At 62.7% G+C, this 14960-nt stretch carries 17 protein-coding genes; 13 read left to right on the top strand and 4 right to left on the bottom strand.

Annotated features, from left to right (window positions below):
• Positions 1–22 precede the first annotated feature (22 nt).
• The 13 genes from ACKTSJ_RS02975 (at position 23) to ACKTSJ_RS02915 (ending at position 9591) form a co-directional block, all read left to right on the top strand.
• Positions 23–1009 (top strand): SIS domain-containing protein, encoded by a 987-nt coding sequence (locus tag ACKTSJ_RS02975; RefSeq protein ID WP_407897245.1) that lies wholly within the window; start codon positions 23–25, stop codon positions 1007–1009.
• On the top strand, positions 1009–1533 hold the full coding sequence (locus ACKTSJ_RS02970; protein ID WP_407897244.1) for a KdsC family phosphatase: 525 nt from the start codon (positions 1009–1011) through the stop codon (positions 1531–1533). Before ACKTSJ_RS02975 ends, ACKTSJ_RS02970 begins: the two co-directional genes overlap by 1 nt.
• Positions 1530–2117, top strand: a complete 588-nt coding sequence (lptC, locus tag ACKTSJ_RS02965) for an LPS export ABC transporter periplasmic protein LptC (protein WP_407897242.1) — start codon at positions 1530–1532, stop codon at positions 2115–2117. The genes ACKTSJ_RS02970 and lptC overlap by 4 nt, the downstream gene beginning before the upstream one ends.
• Positions 2098–2817, top strand: coding sequence for a lipopolysaccharide transport periplasmic protein LptA (lptA, locus tag ACKTSJ_RS02960; protein ID WP_407897240.1), 720 nt, complete (start codon positions 2098–2100; stop codon positions 2815–2817). The genes lptC and lptA overlap by 20 nt, the downstream gene beginning before the upstream one ends.
• 1 nt (position 2818) lies before the next feature.
• Positions 2819–3541 (top strand): LPS export ABC transporter ATP-binding protein, encoded by a 723-nt coding sequence (gene lptB, locus ACKTSJ_RS02955; protein WP_407897238.1) that lies wholly within the window; start codon positions 2819–2821, stop codon positions 3539–3541.
• 18 nt (positions 3542–3559) lie between these two features.
• Positions 3560–4981, top strand: coding sequence for an RNA polymerase factor sigma-54 (locus ACKTSJ_RS02950; protein WP_407897236.1), 1422 nt, complete (start codon positions 3560–3562; stop codon positions 4979–4981).
• 17 nt (positions 4982–4998) lie between these two features.
• Positions 4999–5322, top strand: coding sequence for a ribosome hibernation-promoting factor, HPF/YfiA family (hpf, locus tag ACKTSJ_RS02945; RefSeq protein ID WP_407897234.1), 324 nt, complete (start codon positions 4999–5001; stop codon positions 5320–5322).
• A gap of 55 nt (positions 5323–5377) precedes the next feature.
• Positions 5378–5833, top strand: coding sequence for a PTS sugar transporter subunit IIA (locus ACKTSJ_RS02940; protein WP_407897232.1), 456 nt, complete (start codon positions 5378–5380; stop codon positions 5831–5833).
• A gap of 6 nt (positions 5834–5839) precedes the next feature.
• A complete protein-coding gene (gene hprK / locus ACKTSJ_RS02935) occupies positions 5840–6775 on the top strand; it encodes an HPr(Ser) kinase/phosphatase (protein WP_407897230.1) in 936 nt (311 codons plus the stop codon).
• A 3-nt stretch (positions 6776–6778) separates the two neighbouring features.
• A complete protein-coding gene (gene rapZ, locus ACKTSJ_RS02930; protein WP_407897228.1) occupies positions 6779–7618 on the top strand; it encodes an RNase adapter RapZ in 840 nt (279 codons plus the stop codon).
• A 253-nt stretch (positions 7619–7871) separates the two neighbouring features.
• Positions 7872–8246: a NusG domain II-containing protein gene (locus ACKTSJ_RS02925; protein WP_407897226.1), complete on the top strand. Its 375-nt coding sequence runs from the start codon at positions 7872–7874 to the stop codon at positions 8244–8246.
• 67 nt (positions 8247–8313) lie between these two features.
• Positions 8314–8904 carry a Gx transporter family protein gene (locus tag ACKTSJ_RS02920; RefSeq protein ID WP_407897358.1) on the top strand — a complete coding sequence of 197 codons (591 nt, stop codon included), beginning with the start codon at positions 8314–8316 and terminating at the stop codon, positions 8902–8904.
• A gap of 87 nt (positions 8905–8991) precedes the next feature.
• On the top strand, positions 8992–9591 hold the full coding sequence (locus tag ACKTSJ_RS02915; RefSeq protein ID WP_407897224.1) for a flavin prenyltransferase UbiX: 600 nt from the start codon (positions 8992–8994) through the stop codon (positions 9589–9591).
• A 196-nt stretch (positions 9592–9787) separates the two neighbouring features.
• Here the strand turns inward: ACKTSJ_RS02915 and ACKTSJ_RS02910 are convergent, their stop codons facing one another.
• The 4 genes from ACKTSJ_RS02910 to ACKTSJ_RS02895 all read right to left on the bottom strand — a co-directional run bounded on the left by ACKTSJ_RS02910 (position 9788) and on the right by ACKTSJ_RS02895 (position 14863).
• Positions 9788–11167 (bottom strand): replication-associated recombination protein A, encoded by a 1380-nt coding sequence (locus tag ACKTSJ_RS02910; protein WP_407897222.1) that lies wholly within the window; start codon positions 11165–11167, stop codon positions 9788–9790.
• Entirely contained in the window at positions 11167–11817 is a 651-nt protein-coding gene (gene lolA / locus ACKTSJ_RS02905; RefSeq protein WP_407897356.1) for an outer membrane lipoprotein chaperone LolA, read from the bottom strand. Before lolA ends, ACKTSJ_RS02910 begins: the two co-directional genes overlap by 1 nt.
• 77 nt (positions 11818–11894) lie before the next feature.
• Positions 11895–14171: a DNA translocase FtsK gene (locus ACKTSJ_RS02900; RefSeq protein ID WP_407897220.1), complete on the bottom strand. Its 2277-nt coding sequence runs from the start codon at positions 14169–14171 to the stop codon at positions 11895–11897.
• Complete coding sequence (locus tag ACKTSJ_RS02895; protein WP_407897218.1) at positions 14171–14863, bottom strand: response regulator; 693 nt, start codon at positions 14861–14863, stop codon at positions 14171–14173. The genes ACKTSJ_RS02900 and ACKTSJ_RS02895 overlap by 1 nt, the downstream gene beginning before the upstream one ends.
• Positions 14864–14960: the final 97 nt, after the last annotated feature.

The following is a 14960-nucleotide window of genomic DNA, read 5'->3' as shown; positions in this document are numbered from 1 at the left end:
CTTTTCCCCTATAATTCGCCCCATGCAAAAACCGCTTTCAGCCGCCCCGCACGCGCTTGACCTGGCGCGCCAGGTCATCAACATCGAAGCCGATGCCGTGCGCGCCCTCGCCGCCCGCATCGGGGACGATTTCCTGCAAGCCGTCGAACTCATCCTCGCCTGCCACGGCCGGGTGATCGTCAGCGGCATGGGCAAATCCGGGCATATCGCGCGCAAGATCGCCGCGACCTTTTCCAGCACCGGCACGCCGGCCTACTTCGTGCATCCGGGCGAGGCCAGCCACGGCGACCTGGGCATGGTGACCGCGGAGGACGTGTTCATCGGCATTTCGTATTCCGGCGAGAGCGAGGAATTGCTGGCCATCGTGCCAGTGCTGAAACGCCAGGGCGCGAAACTCATCAGCCTCACCGGCAACCCGCAATCCAGTCTGGCGCGCGAGGCCGACGTTCATCTGGACGGCGCGGTGGCGCAGGAGGCTTGTCCGATGGGGCTCGCCCCCACCGCCAGCACCACGGCGGCGCTGGCACTGGGCGATGCGCTGGCCGTCGCGCTGCTCGATGCCAAGGGATTCGGCGAGGCCGACTTCGCCCGCTCGCATCCGGGCGGCAGCCTGGGGCGCCGCCTGCTCACCCATGTGCGCGACATCATGCACACCCACGCCAACATCCCTGCGGTGGGCGAGGACGCGACGCTGGCGGAAGCGATCCTGGAGATGTCGCGCAAGGGACTGGGCATGACCGGCATCGAGGACGGGACGCATCGCCTGCTCGGCATCTACACCGACGGCGATCTGCGCCGCACCCTGCAAAAGAAACTGGACTTCAACAGCACACCGATCCGCAGCGTGATGTCCAAATCGCCGCGCAGCATCGGGCCGGATGCGCTGGCAGTGGAAGCGGTGCAGCTGATGGAGCGATACAACATCAGCCAGCTGCTGGTGGTGGATGGGCAGAACAAACTGGTCGGCGCGCTGAACATGCATGATCTGCTGAAAGCGAAGGTGATCTGATGTCGCTTGCCGCGCGCCTCCGCCCCATCCGTCTGGTCGCCTTCGACGTGGACGGCGTGCTCACCGACGGCAGCCTGTACCTGTCCGATTCGGGCGAGGAGTTCAAGCGCTTCAATTCACTCGACGGGCACGGCCTGAAAATGCTGCAGGCCAGCGGGGTCGAGCTCGCCATCATCACCGGGCGCCAGTCGCAGTGCGTCACCCTGCGCGCGGCGAACCTCGGCGTCCGCCACGTGCGACAGGGAGTGGAAAACAAACTGGCGGCGATGCAAGCGCTGTTGGCCGATCTGCACCTGACGCCTCAGGCGGCCGCCTTCATGGGCGACGACGTGATCGACCTGCCGACGATGCGCCATGTCGGCGTGGCGTTCAGCGTGCCCGGTGCGCCGCAGCTGGTGCGCGACCGCGCGCATTACGTGAGCCAGCACGCCGCCGGATGTGGCGCGGTGCGCGAGGTGTGCGAACTGATCATGGCGGCACAGGGCACACTGGACGCGCAACTGGCGCCTTATCTGAACGGATGAGCCGGCACACCCTAACCGACCGGTTGCGCGCGTGGCTGCCCCTGGCGCCGCTGCTCTTGCTGTTGCTCGGCAGTTACTGGCTCAGCCTGCAGGTGCAGCCTTTGCCACCGGCCAGCGCCGAGTTGCGCCACGAGGTCGATTTCGTCGTCGAGCGCGTGCGTTCGACCGTGCTCGACCCGCAGGGCAAGCCGCATTTCGTCATTTCCACCGAGAAGATGTGGCATTTCCCGGACGATGACAGCACGCACCTGCAACAGCCGCACCTGACCCGGTATTTCAGCGACCGCCCGCCAACGGAAATCTCGGCGCTGCGCGGCATGTTGAGCAGCCGCGGCGAGGATGTGTTTTTGCAGGACGGGGTGGAAGTGCTGCAACGCGGCGAAAACGCCGGGCGCGAGCGCCGCTTGCAGACCGAATATCTGCATGTACAACCGGACCGCGGCTGGGCAGAAACCGATCAGCCGGTGCGCGTGCTGGATCGTCATAACTTGATTGATGCGGTCGGCATGGAACTGGATGAACAGGCGCGCACCGTCAAACTGTTGCAGCACGTCAGGGGCAGGCATGAGCCGGTACGCCCGTAACGATCATGGCAATTCGCCGCCCCGCATCATGAAACGGCGCTTCGCCATGATCGATTCCCTCACCCCAGCCCTCTCCCGAGGGGCGAGGGGGACGAAGAAACGCTTCGCGTTGTTTCACGTTAACCGATTCGCCGGCGTGATGCTGATGATGGCCCTCTCGTGCGGTGCCCAGGCCGAGCAGGCCGACCGCGAGCAGCCGGTGCACCTGGAAGCCAATCACGTATTGATCGACGAGATAAACCAGTTCAGCCGTTTCGAGGGGCAGGTGCAGGTCAGGCAAGGCACTTTGCTGATCCGCGCCAACGCGGTCGAGGTGCGCGAAGACGCCCAGGGTTACCAGCATCTGACCGCCTTCGGCCAGCCGGCCAGCTTCCGCCAGCGTTACGAAGGTACCGACGAATATGCCGAGGGGTATGGTGAACGCATCGAATATGACACCCGCGCGGAAACCGTGGATTTCTTCGAGCAGGCACGGGTGAAACGCGGCGCCGATGAAGTGCGCGGCGCGCGCATCCGCTACAGCACCAGGAGCGAGGTGTTCGAGGCAAGCGGCGACACAACGGCCCCCGACCAGGCGGACGGGCGCGTGCGCGCGGTACTCCAGCCCAAGCGCAAGCCGGACACCCCGGCCACCGAGTCCTCCCGACTGCCGATTCAGGCCAGCGAGTCCATGCCTTACGCTTCCCCCGCGAAACCCTGATATGAGCGAACTGCGCACCACCTCTCTGATGAAACGCTACCGCGCCCGCACCGTGGTGCAGGACGTCTCGCTCACCGTGCACAGCGGCGAGGTGGTCGGCCTGCTGGGCCCCAACGGCGCCGGCAAGACCACCTGTTTCTACATGATCGTGGGGCTGGTGGCGACGGACGGCGGCGAGATCAGCATCGACGGCGTAGCGGTCACGCATCTGCCCATCCACCGCCGCGCCCACCTCGGCCTGGCTTATCTGCCGCAGGAGGCTTCCATCTTCCGGCGCATGACGGTCAGCCAGAACATCGACGCGGTGCTCGAATTGCAGGGCTACCCAGAAGAAGAGCGATGCGAAAAGCTGGAGGCGCTGCTCAACGATCTGCATATCACCCATATCCGCAACAATGCGGCGATCAGCCTTTCCGGCGGCGAGCGGCGGCGGGTCGAGATCGCGCGCGCGCTGGCGACCAGCCCGCGCTTCATCCTGCTGGACGAGCCGTTCGCCGGAGTCGATCCGATCGCGGTGCTGGACATCCAGCGCATCATCGGATTCCTGAAGGCGCGCGGCATCGGCGTGCTGATCACCGATCACAATGTGCGCGAGACCCTCGGCATCTGCGACCGCGCCTATATCATCAATGCCGGTGCGGTGATGGCGGAGGGACGGCCCGACGAAATCATCTATAATGAAGGCGTCAGGAAAGTTTATCTGGGCGAGCACTTCAAGCTCTGACCGCCCTCCACCACCCAAATGAAACCTGCTCTCCAACTGCGCCAATCGCAACAACTCCTGCTTACCCCGCAGTTGCAGCAGGCCATACGCCTGTTGCAACTTTCCACGCTGGAAGTCAATCAGGAAAGCGAGCGCATGCTGGAGGAGAACCCCTTGCTGGAACGGCTCGATGACGAGACTGGCGCAATCCCGCAGCGGGCCGGCAACGCGGAGGCTTCCACCGCGGACAATGGCGAGCCAACTCCCGCCGCATCGGAATCCCGCAACGACGAGAATGAATGGCCGGAACCGGCATTTTCCAGCGCCGCCTACGCGCCGGATGACGAGGACGAGGGCTATGGCGAAGTCGCGGCAGAGCGCCCCGGCCTGCGCGAGCACCTGTTGTGGCAATTGAACATGAGCCAACTCGAAGCGCGCGACAAGCACCTGGTCGCCCTGCTGGTCGATGCGCTGGACGAGAACGCTTATCTATCCCAGCCGCTGGCGGAAATCTTCGACATGCTGCCGCCCGAACTCGGGGTCACCCCGGAAGACCTGGAAACCGCCCTGGTGCAGTTGCAACATCTGGACGCGCCCGGCATCGGTGCCCGCGATTTGCGCGAGTGCCTGGCGCTGCAACTGCACGCGCTGCCGGAGGATGTGCCGGGGCGCGAGTTGGCGCTAGCCATCGCGACGCATCATCTGGACCTGATGGCGGCGCATGATTTCAGCAAACTGAAACGCCTGCTGCATTGCGATGACGACGCATTGCGCTGCGCGCAGATTCTCATCACGCGGATGCAGCCCCGCCCGGGACAGGCCTTCGAACAGCGGGCGGCCGACTATGTGGTGCCCGATGTGCTGGTGGCTCGCACAGGCGGAATCTGGCGCGCCCGCCTGAATCCGGAGGCGATGCCCCGGCTGCGCGTCAACCAGGTTTACGCGAACATCCTGCAACAGCGCGGCGAGAGCAGCGCGCAGGCCCTGTCCACCCAGTTGCAGGAAGCGCGTTGGTTCATCAAGAATCTGCAACAGCGATTCGACACCATCCTGCGGGTGGCGCAGGCCATCGTCGAACGCCAGCGGCAATTCTTCGAGCATGGCGACATCGGCATGCGCCCGCTGGTGCTGCGCGAAATCGCCGAACAGCTGGAATTGCACGAGTCCACCATTTCGCGCGTGACCACGCAGAAATTCATGCACACCCCGCGCGGCATCTATGAATTCAAATATTTCTTCGGCAGCGGCTTGGCGACCGAAGCGGGCGGCGCGTGTTCTTCCACCGCCATCCGCGCGCTGATCCGGCAATTGGTTGACGAGGAGGATGCCCGGCATCCTCACTCCGACAGCCGGATGGCGGAAATCCTGGCACAGCAGGGCATTATCGTTGCCCGCCGTACCGTGGCAAAATACCGGGAGTCCATGCAAATTCCCCCGGTCAACCTTCGTAAATCACTCTAACCATAAAGGAGCAGGCAATGAACCTCAACCTCACCGGACATCATCTGGAAATCACACCCGCGATTCGCGCGCACGTGTTGAGCAAACTGGACAAGGTCAAACGCCATTTCGACAATGTGATCGACGTCAATGTTGTCCTGTCCGTGGACAAGCTGGTGCAAAAAGCCGAGGCCACGATCCATGTTTCCGGCAAGAATCTGTTTGCCGAAGCCAGCGACGACAATCTGTACGTGGCAATCGATGCCCTCACCGATTCGCTGGATCGCCAGGTGCTGAAGCACAAGGAAAAATTCGAGGCGCGCCGACATGACCAGTCCGGCAAGCAGCAGGCCGCAGAATAAAGCAGCGCGTGGGGCAGCCATGCCGGCTGCCTTCTCAAACATTGGGTAAATCGAAATGAGCCTGATCAGCAAATATTTGACCCCGGACTGTGTGCTGCTGGACCGCGAGTCCACCAGCAAGAAGCGGGTGTTTGAACGGGTCGGCATTCTGTTCGAGAACACGCACGCAATTGGCCGTGCGCAAGTTTTCGACAGTTTGTTCGCGCGCGAGAAACTGGGCTCCACCGGACTGGGACAGGGCGTGGCGATTCCGCACGGCCGGGTGAAAGGGCTGAAGGAAGCGGCCGCCGCATTCGTCAAGATGGAACATCCCATTCCGTTCGACGCCCCGGACGGCCTGCCGGTGAGTTTCATCTTCATCCTGCTGGTGCCGGAGCGCGCCAACGATCTGCATTTGCAGATACTGGGCGAACTGGCGCAGATGTTCAGCGAGCCCTCGTTCCGCGAGAAATTGCAGGCGACCGACGACCCGGCCGGATTGCATCGCCTGTTCACCGAATGGCAGGTCTGAACCGACGTGGCCCAGGTCAACATCCGCCAGCTGTTTCAGGATAAGCAGGAACGCCTGGGCTTGACCTGGGTGGCCGGCGCCATCGGTGCCGACCGCGTGCTCGACAGCGATACGGTGAACACCAGCAACTGGGGACTGATCGGCCACATGAACCTGGTGCACCCCAACTGGATCCAGGTGTTCAGCGACACCGAGCTCGATTACCTGCATTCGCTCTCCCCGGCCGATCTGGCCGGTGCGCTCGTTACGCTGGGCAGTCATAAGCCCAGTTGCCTGATCGTCGCCGGCGACACCGCGATCCCCAAGGGGCTGATCGATTTTGCCGACCGCAGCGGCACGCCGCTGTTCCGCTCCCCGCTGGGCAGCGTGCATCTGATGTGGATGGTGCGCCACTACGTGGTCAAGGCCCTGGCCGAGTCCGCTTCCCGCCACGGCGTGTTCATCGATGTGCTGGGGGTCGGCGTGATGATCACCGGCGACAGCGGGGTGGGCAAAAGCGAGCTGGCGCTGGAACTGATCACGCGCGGCAACGGCCTGGTCGCCGACGATGTGGTCGATCTGTATCGCATCTCACCCGAGGCGCTCGAAGGGCGTTGCCCCGAACTGTTGCGCGACATTCTGGAAGTGCGCGGATTGGGCGTGCTCAACATCCGCACCATGTTCGGCGAGACCGCCGTGCGCCGCAAGAAAAGCCTGAAGCTGATCGTGCATCTGTACCGGCCGCAGTCCGACGATCTGGCCAAGCTGGATCGCCTGCCCCAGTCGGGCAAGGAGGAGATCCTCGGGGTCGCCATCCGCAAGGTCGAGATTCCCGTGCTCGCCGGGCGCAACCTCGCCGTGCTGGTGGAAGCCGCCGCGCGCAACTTCGTCCTGCAACAGCGCGGCATCGACAGCATGCAGGAATTCATCACCCGGCAGGCCCGGCAACTGACGGAAGACTGAGGCATGCAACTCTTTCTCGTCAGCGGTCTGTCCGGCTCCGGCAAGAGCGTCGCCCTGAAAACACTGGAAGATGCCGGCTTCTACTGCGTCGACAATCTGCCGGCCGAACTGCTGCCGATCCTGATCGAGAATCTGCAGCAGGCCGGGTACGCGCGCATCGCGGTGAGCATCGACGTGCGCAGCGGCGGCAGCGTGCAGCAATTGCCCCGGCATATCGAAGCGATCAAGAAACAGGGACTGGAGGTGCATGTGCTGTTTCTCGAAGCACAGGCCGAGGCGCTGGTAAAGCGCTTCTCCGAAACGCGCCGCCTGCATCCCTTGAGCGACGGGGTGCGCACGCTGCCCGAGTGCGTCGCCTTCGAGCGCGAATTGCTGGCCGGGATCAGCGATATCGGCCACCATATCGACACCAGCGGACTCGGCGCCAACGCACTGCGCGCATGGGTCAAGGAATTCATCCGGCTCGACCGCGCCCGCCTGACCCTGCTGTTTCAATCCTTCGGTTTCAAACACGGCATCCCGCTCGATGCCGATTTCGTGTTCGACGTGCGCTGCCTGCCCAATCCGCATTACGACCCGGTGCTGCGCCCTTTGACCGGCCGCGACCGCGCGGTGATCGACTTTCTCGATGCCACCCCCGCCGCGCAGCAGATGTACGCTGACATCCGCGACTTCATCGCACGCTGGCTGCCCGGATTCGTGGCCGACAACCGCAGCTATTTGACCGTCGCCATCGGTTGCACCGGCGGACAACATCGCTCGGTCTATTTCGCCGAACACCTGGCGCACCATTTCAGCGCGCAACAACAAGTGCTGGTGCGACACCGCGAATTGGCCGGTTGAACACCCATCAGCCCCTGCGGATCACACCGGAAAAATCAACACCCTGGAATTCACCCGATTCCTCCGTGTTCTCCGTGTGCGCTAGTGTGGTGTTACATTCTTGATGGTGCTTATTGCGAACTCATGTGGGTCGGACTTCAGTCCGACATGTCGGGTTGAAACTCGACCTACAAGACCTTGCCGCACATTGGTATAAGTGCCCGATAGCGTACAACGCCACATTAAGGGCAACTGATTTTTACAGGCGAATCCCATGCCCCTGCAATCACATCTAAAACCGGGCGACTACCTCACCCTGCTGGGCGGGACACTGTGTGTCGTGCTGCTCGCGCTCAAGCTGTGGCATGGTGGGGTGGCCGATACGGCGGTCATCCGCAGCGGCGGCAAGATATTCCGCACCGTGCCGCTGTCGCGCGACCAGCGGATCGAAGTACCGGGGCCGCTCGGGGTCAGCATCATCACCATCGAAAAACTCCGCGCGCGCATCAGCAGCGACCCCAGCCCGCGCCAGTATTGCGTGCGCCAGGGCTGGCTGGCGCACGCGGGCGAGATCGCCCTCTGCCTGCCGAACCAGGTGAGCGTCGAATTGACGGGCGGTCAAAAGAAATATGACAGCCTTAATTACTAGGATTCAGGAACGCAGAATGAAAATTGAGGCAAGCTGCGACACCCCGGCTTCCCCGCACCTCGATGAAATGCGCGGGCAGTCGCCGCGCGCCTCAATCCGGAATCCTCAATCCACAATCCTGCTGGAGACTAACGCCGAGGACCATCACATCGCAAAGATGACGGCGGTCGCGCTCGGCCTGACCGTGCTGGAGAACGCCATTCCCTCGCCGTTGCCGGGGGTCAAACCGGGGCTGGCGAACATCATCACGCTGATCGTGCTGGCGCGCTTCGGCTGGCGAACGGCGGCCTGGGTATCCCTGTTGCGCGTGGTGGCCGGCAGCCTGTTGTTCGGCAACTTCCTCGCCCCGGGATTCTTTCTGAGTCTGGCCGGCGCCCTGCTCAGCCTGTTCGTGCTGGCCTTTGCCCGCCACCTTCCCGTCCGCTGGTTCGGGGCCGTCACTCACAGCGTCCTCGCCGCCTTCGCCCACATCGCCGGACAGATGATCGTGGTCTATCTGTGGCTCATCCCGCACAGCGGCATCGCCTATCTGATTCCCATCTTCGCCACGGCGGCGCTGGTATTTGGTACAGTGAACGGCATCATCGCGATGCAATTCATGGCAGACAGCTCCATTCACCACCGAGACACAGAGACACCGCGCAATGCCAACCCTTGAATCTCACCCTCTCATCACCTGGCCCGAACTGCGCTCACATGCCCGGGTTTTTCCCTGTGTCCCGATGTCGCTGCGGGGCAATATCTCATGAAAACGATAACCCTCGCCTTCACCGGCGCCTCCGGGCTGCCCTACGGCATGCGCCTGCTTGAATGCCTGCTCGCCGGCGGACAGCGCGTGCATCTGGTCTATACCCAGGCCGCGCAAATCGTCGCCAAGCAGGAACTCGGCTTCGTGTTGCCGAGCCGCGCGCAGGATGCGGAGCAGATGCTTGCCCAACGCTTCGGCAGTTTCAGCGGGGAACTCAACGTGTTCGGCATTCAGGACTGGTATGCCCCGATGGCATCCGGCTCCAATCCGGGCGATGCGATGGTGATCTGCCCTTGCACCATGGGCACCCTGGGCAAGATCGCGGGCGGCATCAGCGACGACCTCGTCGCTCGCGCCGCCGATGTCATGCTGAAGGAAAAGCGCACGCTGATCCTCGCCCCGCGCGAGATGCCCTTTTCCGCCATTCATCTGGAGAACATGCTCAGGCTCGCGCACGCCGGTGCCGTCATCATGCCGCCCAATCCCGGCTTCTACCATCATCCGCAGAACGTGCAGGACCTGGTGGACTTCGTGGTGGCGAGGATTCTGGATCACCTCGGGGTGGCGCAGGCGCTGGTACGCCCATGGGGCAAATAAATCCCCTGTCATCAGACGGTAGCGAGGGCGCCATCTCCCGGGTTAACGCTCATGGAGCGCAGCGCCACCTCGGCCAGATCGTTGCGTAAGGTTTGTATATCCAGCACCAGAACCTCAGATTCAGCTAATGATCCAGCCACGGGTGGACACGGATGACACGCAAAACCGATTGGGTTTTATCCGTGAAAATCTGTGGCTAATTTTTCTTCGCTTTTGCATCCAGCTCGCGCAGATGCGCCAGCTTCTCCGCGATCTTGCCTTCCAAGCCGCGCTCGGTCGGTTCATAAAAACTCACTACGGGCATGCCGTCGGGAAAATAATTTTCGCCCGCCGCATAGCCGCCCTCTTCGTTGTGCGCGTAACGGTAATCCTTGCCGTAGTCGAGCTGCTTCATCAGTTTGGTTGGCGCGTTGCGCAGGTGCAGCGGCACTTCGCGCGAACTGTCCTGTTTGACGAAAGCGCGGGCGGCATTATACGCGACGTATCCGGCGTTCGACTTGGCCGCGACGGCCAGATACAGCACCGCCTGCGCCAGTGCCAGTTCGCCTTCCGGAGAGCCGAGACGTTCATAGGTCGCGGCGGCATCGTTGCACAACTGGATGGCGCGCGGATCGGCGAGGCCGATGTCTTCCCAGGCCATGCGCACGATGCGCCGCGCCAGGTAGCGCGGGTCGGCGCCGCCGTCCAGCATGCGCGTGAACCAGTACAACGCCGCATCGGGATTCGAGCCGCGCACCGATTTGTGCAGCGCGGAGATCTGGTCGTAGAAGGCTTCGCCGCCCTTGTCGAAGCGGCGCATCTTTTGCGCCAGCGTGGCATCCAGGAACTTCGTATCTATCTTGTCCAGCTTGGCCGCGCTCGCTGCGGTCTGTAATTGCTCCAGCACATTGAGCAAACGACGCGCATCACCATCGGCATAGCCGATGACGCGCTCCTTTGCCTCATCACTAAATTGCAAAACCTCTGCCTGTGGGTCGGGCTTCAGCCCGACGCTTTCCGCAAATACCATACCCTGCTGTCGGGATGAAACCCGACCTACAAAAGACAGGGCTCGCTCGAACAGTTGCGCCATCTCGGCTTCGGATAACGATTGCAGCACGTACACCTGCGCGCGCGACAGCAGCGCGTTGTTCAGCTCGAAGGAGGGGTTCTCGGTGGTCGCGCCGATGAAAGTGACCAGCCCCTGCTCGACGTAAGGCAGGAACGCGTCCTGCTGCGACTTGTTGAAACGGTGAACTTCATCGACAAACAGGATGGTGTGGCGACCGCTCTGTTGCAGGGTCTGCTCGGCCTGCGCGATCGCATCACGAATGTCCTTCACGCCGGACAGCACCGCAGACAGCGGCAGGAATTCGGCATCGAAGGCGGAGGCCATCAGGCGCGCCAGCGTGGTCTTGCCCACGCCCGGCGGTCCCCACAAAATCATCGAATGCAACTTGCCGGACTGGAACGCGAGGCGCAGCGGCTTGCCTTCACCCAGCAGATGCGACTGACCGATAACTTCGTCTATGTGTTTGGGACGCAGACGCTCGGCGAGCGGCGCGGCCGGAGCGTTGGGCGCGAACAGGTCGGACATTATTCGCCCAGAACGTCAGCGCCTTGTGGCGGCACGAAACGGAAGCGTTGCGGCGGAATGGCCGGATTGCGTTGTAGCGCGGAAAAACGCAGCACGGTGTGGTGACCGAAGGCGTCGTGCAGTTCCATCGCCACCAGCTCCGAGCGGGCATTGAACGCCATGAGTATCTTCTCGAAGGTGGACTCGGCAGATTTCGGCGTCGCCTGCAGCCATTCCAGCCCGTCACGCACCCCAATGTCTTGCAGAATGAAATCGCGCTCGATCTCGTTGCTGCCGGAGAGCAGCGCGGCCGGGCTGCTGCCCAGCGCGGCATCCAGTTTCTTTACCGTAACCTGGTTGAGGTCCGCGTCGTACATCCAGAATTTCTGTCCGTCGCCGACGATGAGTTGTGCGTAGGGCTGGCGATATTCCCAGCGGAACTTGCCGGGGCGCACGAACTGCATGATGCCGGATGCGGTCTGCATCTTGTGGCCTTTGCTGTCGAGCACGGTCTGGGTGAATTCGGCCTGCGCGGAACGCGTGCCGGCGATGAAGGTTTTGAGTCTGTCGGTGGCGGCGGCGTACACAGCAAGTGGGAAACCAAGAATGACCAGAAGCAATGCGGAAAATAAATGTCCACGAAAAGCACAAAAAACACGGAAGGAAAGCATGCGCTGCGAATTTTTCGTTATTTGCATTTGTTCGTGACTTTCGTGTTTTTCGTGGACTGCTTCAGATTGTCTGTACTTCACTCCTGCCTTGCAGGCGCAATGACTTCCCGGTTGCCGTTGCTCTGCATCGGCGACACCAGCCCCGCCTTCTCCATCGCTTCGATCAGGCGGGCGGCGCGGTTGTAGCCGATGCGCAGATGGCGCTGCACCAGCGAGATGGAGGGGCGGCGCGTCTTGAGCACGATCTCCACCGCCTGGTCATAGAGCGGATCGGCTTCGGCATTCGTTCCGCCGTCCAGCTCGCCCCCTTCCGCCTCGGTTTCTTCCAGCGAAGTGAGTACGCCGTCGATGTAGTTCGGTTCGCCCTGCGATTTGAGGTATTCGGTCACACGGTGCACTTCCTGGTCGGACACGAAAGCGCCGTGCACGCGCTGCGGGTAGCCGCTGCCCGGCGGCAGATAGAGCATGTCGCCCTGTCCCAGCAAGGCTTCCGCCCCCATCTGGTCAAGGATGGTGCGCGAGTCGATCTTGCTCGACACCTGGAACGCGACGCGCGTCGGCACGTTGGCCTTGATCAGGCCGGTGATGACATCCACCGAGGGACGCTGCGTCGCCAGCACCAGATGGATGCCGGAGGCGCGCGCCTTCTGCGCCAGGCGCGCGATCAGTTCTTCCACCTTCTTGCCCACCACCATCATCAGGTCGGCCAGTTCGTCGATGAAGATCACGATGAAGGGCAGCTCTTCCAGCGGTTCCGGCGCTTCGGGCGTGATGCTGAACGGATTGGTCAGCGGCTCGCCTGCCTTGATCGCGTCCCGCACCTGCTGGTTGTAGCCGGCGATGTTGCGCACCCCGAGGGCGGCCATCAGTTTGTAGCGTTTGTCCATTTCCTGCACGCCCCAGTTGAGCGCGGAAGCGGCCTGGCGCATGTCGGTGACCACCGGGGTCAGCAGATGCGGGATGCCTTCGTACACCGACAGCTCCAGCATCTTGGGATCGATCAGGATCAGGCGCACTTCCTGCGGTGTGGATTTGTACAACAGCGACAGGATCATGGCATTGATCGCCACGGATTTGCCGGAACCGGTGGTGCCCGCCACCAGCACGTGCGGCATCTTGCCAAGGTCGGCCACCACCGGCTTGCCGGAAATGTCCTTGCCCATCGCCATGGTGAGCGGCGCATGCATGTCGGCATACACCTGCGACCCGAGAATTTCGGACAGATGCACCATCTGCCGTTTCGGGTTGGGCAGCTCCAGCGCCATGTAACTCTTGCCCGGGATGGTCTCGACCACGCGGATGCTGACCACCGACAGCGCGCGCGCCAAGTCGCGCACCAGATTGGTGATCTGACTGCCCTTGACGCCCACGTCCGGCTCGATCTCGTAGCGCGTGATGACCGGCCCCGGATAGGCGCCCACCACCTTGACCGCCACCCCGAATTCCCGGAGTTTGCGTTCGATCAGGCGCGAGGTGAACTCCAGCGTTTCGGCCGACACCGGTTCGGTCTGCCGGGTCGCCGGGTCGAGGATGTGCAGCGGCGGCAGCGGCGAATCGGGCAGCTCCGCGAACAGCGATACCTGTTTCTCTTTTTCCACCCGGGTGGATTTCGCCACTTCCACCACCGGCATTTCGATATGGATCGGCTGATGGTCTTCGACGCGTTTCTTTTCTTCTTCCACGATCACGTCGCGTTGCTGCATCGCCTGCGCGCCGATGCGTTTGTCCTGCCAAGTCTGCCAGGTGCGGCGCGTCCACAGCCAGCCGTCTTCCAGCCAGCCGCCCAGACGGTCGGTGAAACGCAGCCAGGACAGCCCGCTGTAGAGACTGAAGCTTGCCGCCATCAGCACCAGCAGAAACAGGGTGGCCCCGACATAGCCCAGCGCCTGCGCCAGCGCATTCCCCGCGATCTCGCCCAGCATGCCGCCGGGGGGTCCCGGCAACTCGACCTGCCAGGTGTACAGCCGCAGGTGTTCCAGCGCGCTGCTCGACAGCAGCAGTACGCCGAACCCGGTCAGCGAAACCCACAGAGTGCGGCGATCAAACAGACTGTCCGCGCGCAGGCGGCGGTAGCCTTGCCATACCCGCTGCAACAGCAGGGTGACCCACCACCAGGCGGAAAAGCCGAACACGAACAGCAGCACATCGGCCACCCATGCCCCGACGGTGCCGCCCGGATTGTGCACGACGGCTGCGGTCGCATCGTGCGACCAGGCCGGATCGGCCCGCTCATAGCCAAACAGAATCAGCGTGAGATAGAGCGCCAGCGCCACCAGCAACAGCCAGCGCGACTCGCGCAGCAAATGCAGCAGACGCTCCGGTAGCGGCGCAGTCTGGGTTTCGGGCAGCGCCATCAGGATTCACCGCCCGGCGCCCGGCCGTTCTCGTCGGCGATGAAACCGAAGCGGTGTGCCGTTGCCACCGCCTCGATGCGCGAATTGACATGCAGGGTCTGGTAGATGGCGGCGACGTGGATCTTGACCGTGCCTTCCGCCAGATTAAGCAGGCGGGAAATTTCCTTGTTGCTTTTGCCCGCGCCAAGCAGTTGCAGAACTTGCAACTGGCGCGGGGTGAGACCGTACTTGCTGGCGCGCTGGCTGCGTTTGTCGTTGAGCGCCTGCCCGGTTTCCAGTTTCGCCACGGCCTGCTGCAACAGCTGCGGCGGCACGTACACTCCCCCTTCCAGCACCATGCGCAGGGCAGACAGCATGGTCCTGGAAGGCGACATTTTGGAGATGAACCCCATCGCGCCCAGATTCATCACGTGTTCAATGTCGTCGCGCTGATCCGAGCCGGACACCACCACCAGCGGGATGTCCGGGAAACGCTGGTGAAAGAACTGCAGCGACGAAACGCCTTCGCTGTCCGGCATGTTGAGATCGAGCAAGGCCAGATCGAGATCCGGGTTCGCCAGTACCCGTTGCAACCCCTCGCTGAAACTTCCGGTATCGAGAATTTCCACTTCGTCCGCGAGTTGCTGCAATACATAGCGCATGCCATCGCGAAACAGGGCGTGGTCATCCACCAGCAGAACTTTGATCTTCATTCAAATCCCCTTTTTCCCATCGCGCGCATCATAGCACCGCAGCAGATGCAGGCGGGATGTACGACACGGCGTGCGGGTGCCTGTTTCTGCCGGATGG

Origin of the sequence: Ferrigenium sp. UT5 (genome assembly GCF_045866295.1) — a bacterium.
Classification (GTDB): Bacteria; Pseudomonadota; Gammaproteobacteria; order Burkholderiales; family Gallionellaceae; genus Sideroxyarcus.
Note: the sequence above shows the minus strand (reverse complement) of the source record. Positions and strands in the feature narration are given on the sequence as shown.

Coding starts and splice junctions, on each gene's coding strand:
- hpf (WP_407897234.1), top strand. CDS start 4,999: ATGAACCTCAACCTCACCGGACATCATCTGGAAATCACACCCGCGATT.
- ACKTSJ_RS02975 (WP_407897245.1), top strand. CDS start 23: ATGCAAAAACCGCTTTCAGCCGCCCCGCACGCGCTTGACCTGGCGCGC.
- rapZ (WP_407897228.1), top strand. CDS start 6,779: ATGCAACTCTTTCTCGTCAGCGGTCTGTCCGGCTCCGGCAAGAGCGTC.
- lptC (WP_407897242.1), top strand. CDS start 1,530: ATGAGCCGGCACACCCTAACCGACCGGTTGCGCGCGTGGCTGCCCCTG.
- ACKTSJ_RS02920 (WP_407897358.1), top strand. CDS start 8,314: ATGCGCGGGCAGTCGCCGCGCGCCTCAATCCGGAATCCTCAATCCACA.
- ACKTSJ_RS02910 (WP_407897222.1), bottom strand. CDS start 11,167: ATGTCCGACCTGTTCGCGCCCAACGCTCCGGCCGCGCCGCTCGCCGAG.
- ACKTSJ_RS02940 (WP_407897232.1), top strand. CDS start 5,378: ATGAGCCTGATCAGCAAATATTTGACCCCGGACTGTGTGCTGCTGGAC.
- ACKTSJ_RS02925 (WP_407897226.1), top strand. CDS start 7,872: ATGCCCCTGCAATCACATCTAAAACCGGGCGACTACCTCACCCTGCTG.
- lptA (WP_407897240.1), top strand. CDS start 2,098: ATGAGCCGGTACGCCCGTAACGATCATGGCAATTCGCCGCCCCGCATC.
- ACKTSJ_RS02900 (WP_407897220.1), bottom strand. CDS start 14,171: ATGGCGCTGCCCGAAACCCAGACTGCGCCGCTACCGGAGCGTCTGCTG.
- lolA (WP_407897356.1), bottom strand. CDS start 11,817: ATGCTTTCCTTCCGTGTTTTTTGTGCTTTTCGTGGACATTTATTTTCC.
- ACKTSJ_RS02895 (WP_407897218.1), bottom strand. CDS start 14,863: ATGAAGATCAAAGTTCTGCTGGTGGATGACCACGCCCTGTTTCGCGAT.
- lptB (WP_407897238.1), top strand. CDS start 2,819: ATGAGCGAACTGCGCACCACCTCTCTGATGAAACGCTACCGCGCCCGC.
- ACKTSJ_RS02950 (WP_407897236.1), top strand. CDS start 3,560: ATGAAACCTGCTCTCCAACTGCGCCAATCGCAACAACTCCTGCTTACC.
- ACKTSJ_RS02970 (WP_407897244.1), top strand. CDS start 1,009: ATGTCGCTTGCCGCGCGCCTCCGCCCCATCCGTCTGGTCGCCTTCGAC.
- ACKTSJ_RS02915 (WP_407897224.1), top strand. CDS start 8,992: ATGAAAACGATAACCCTCGCCTTCACCGGCGCCTCCGGGCTGCCCTAC.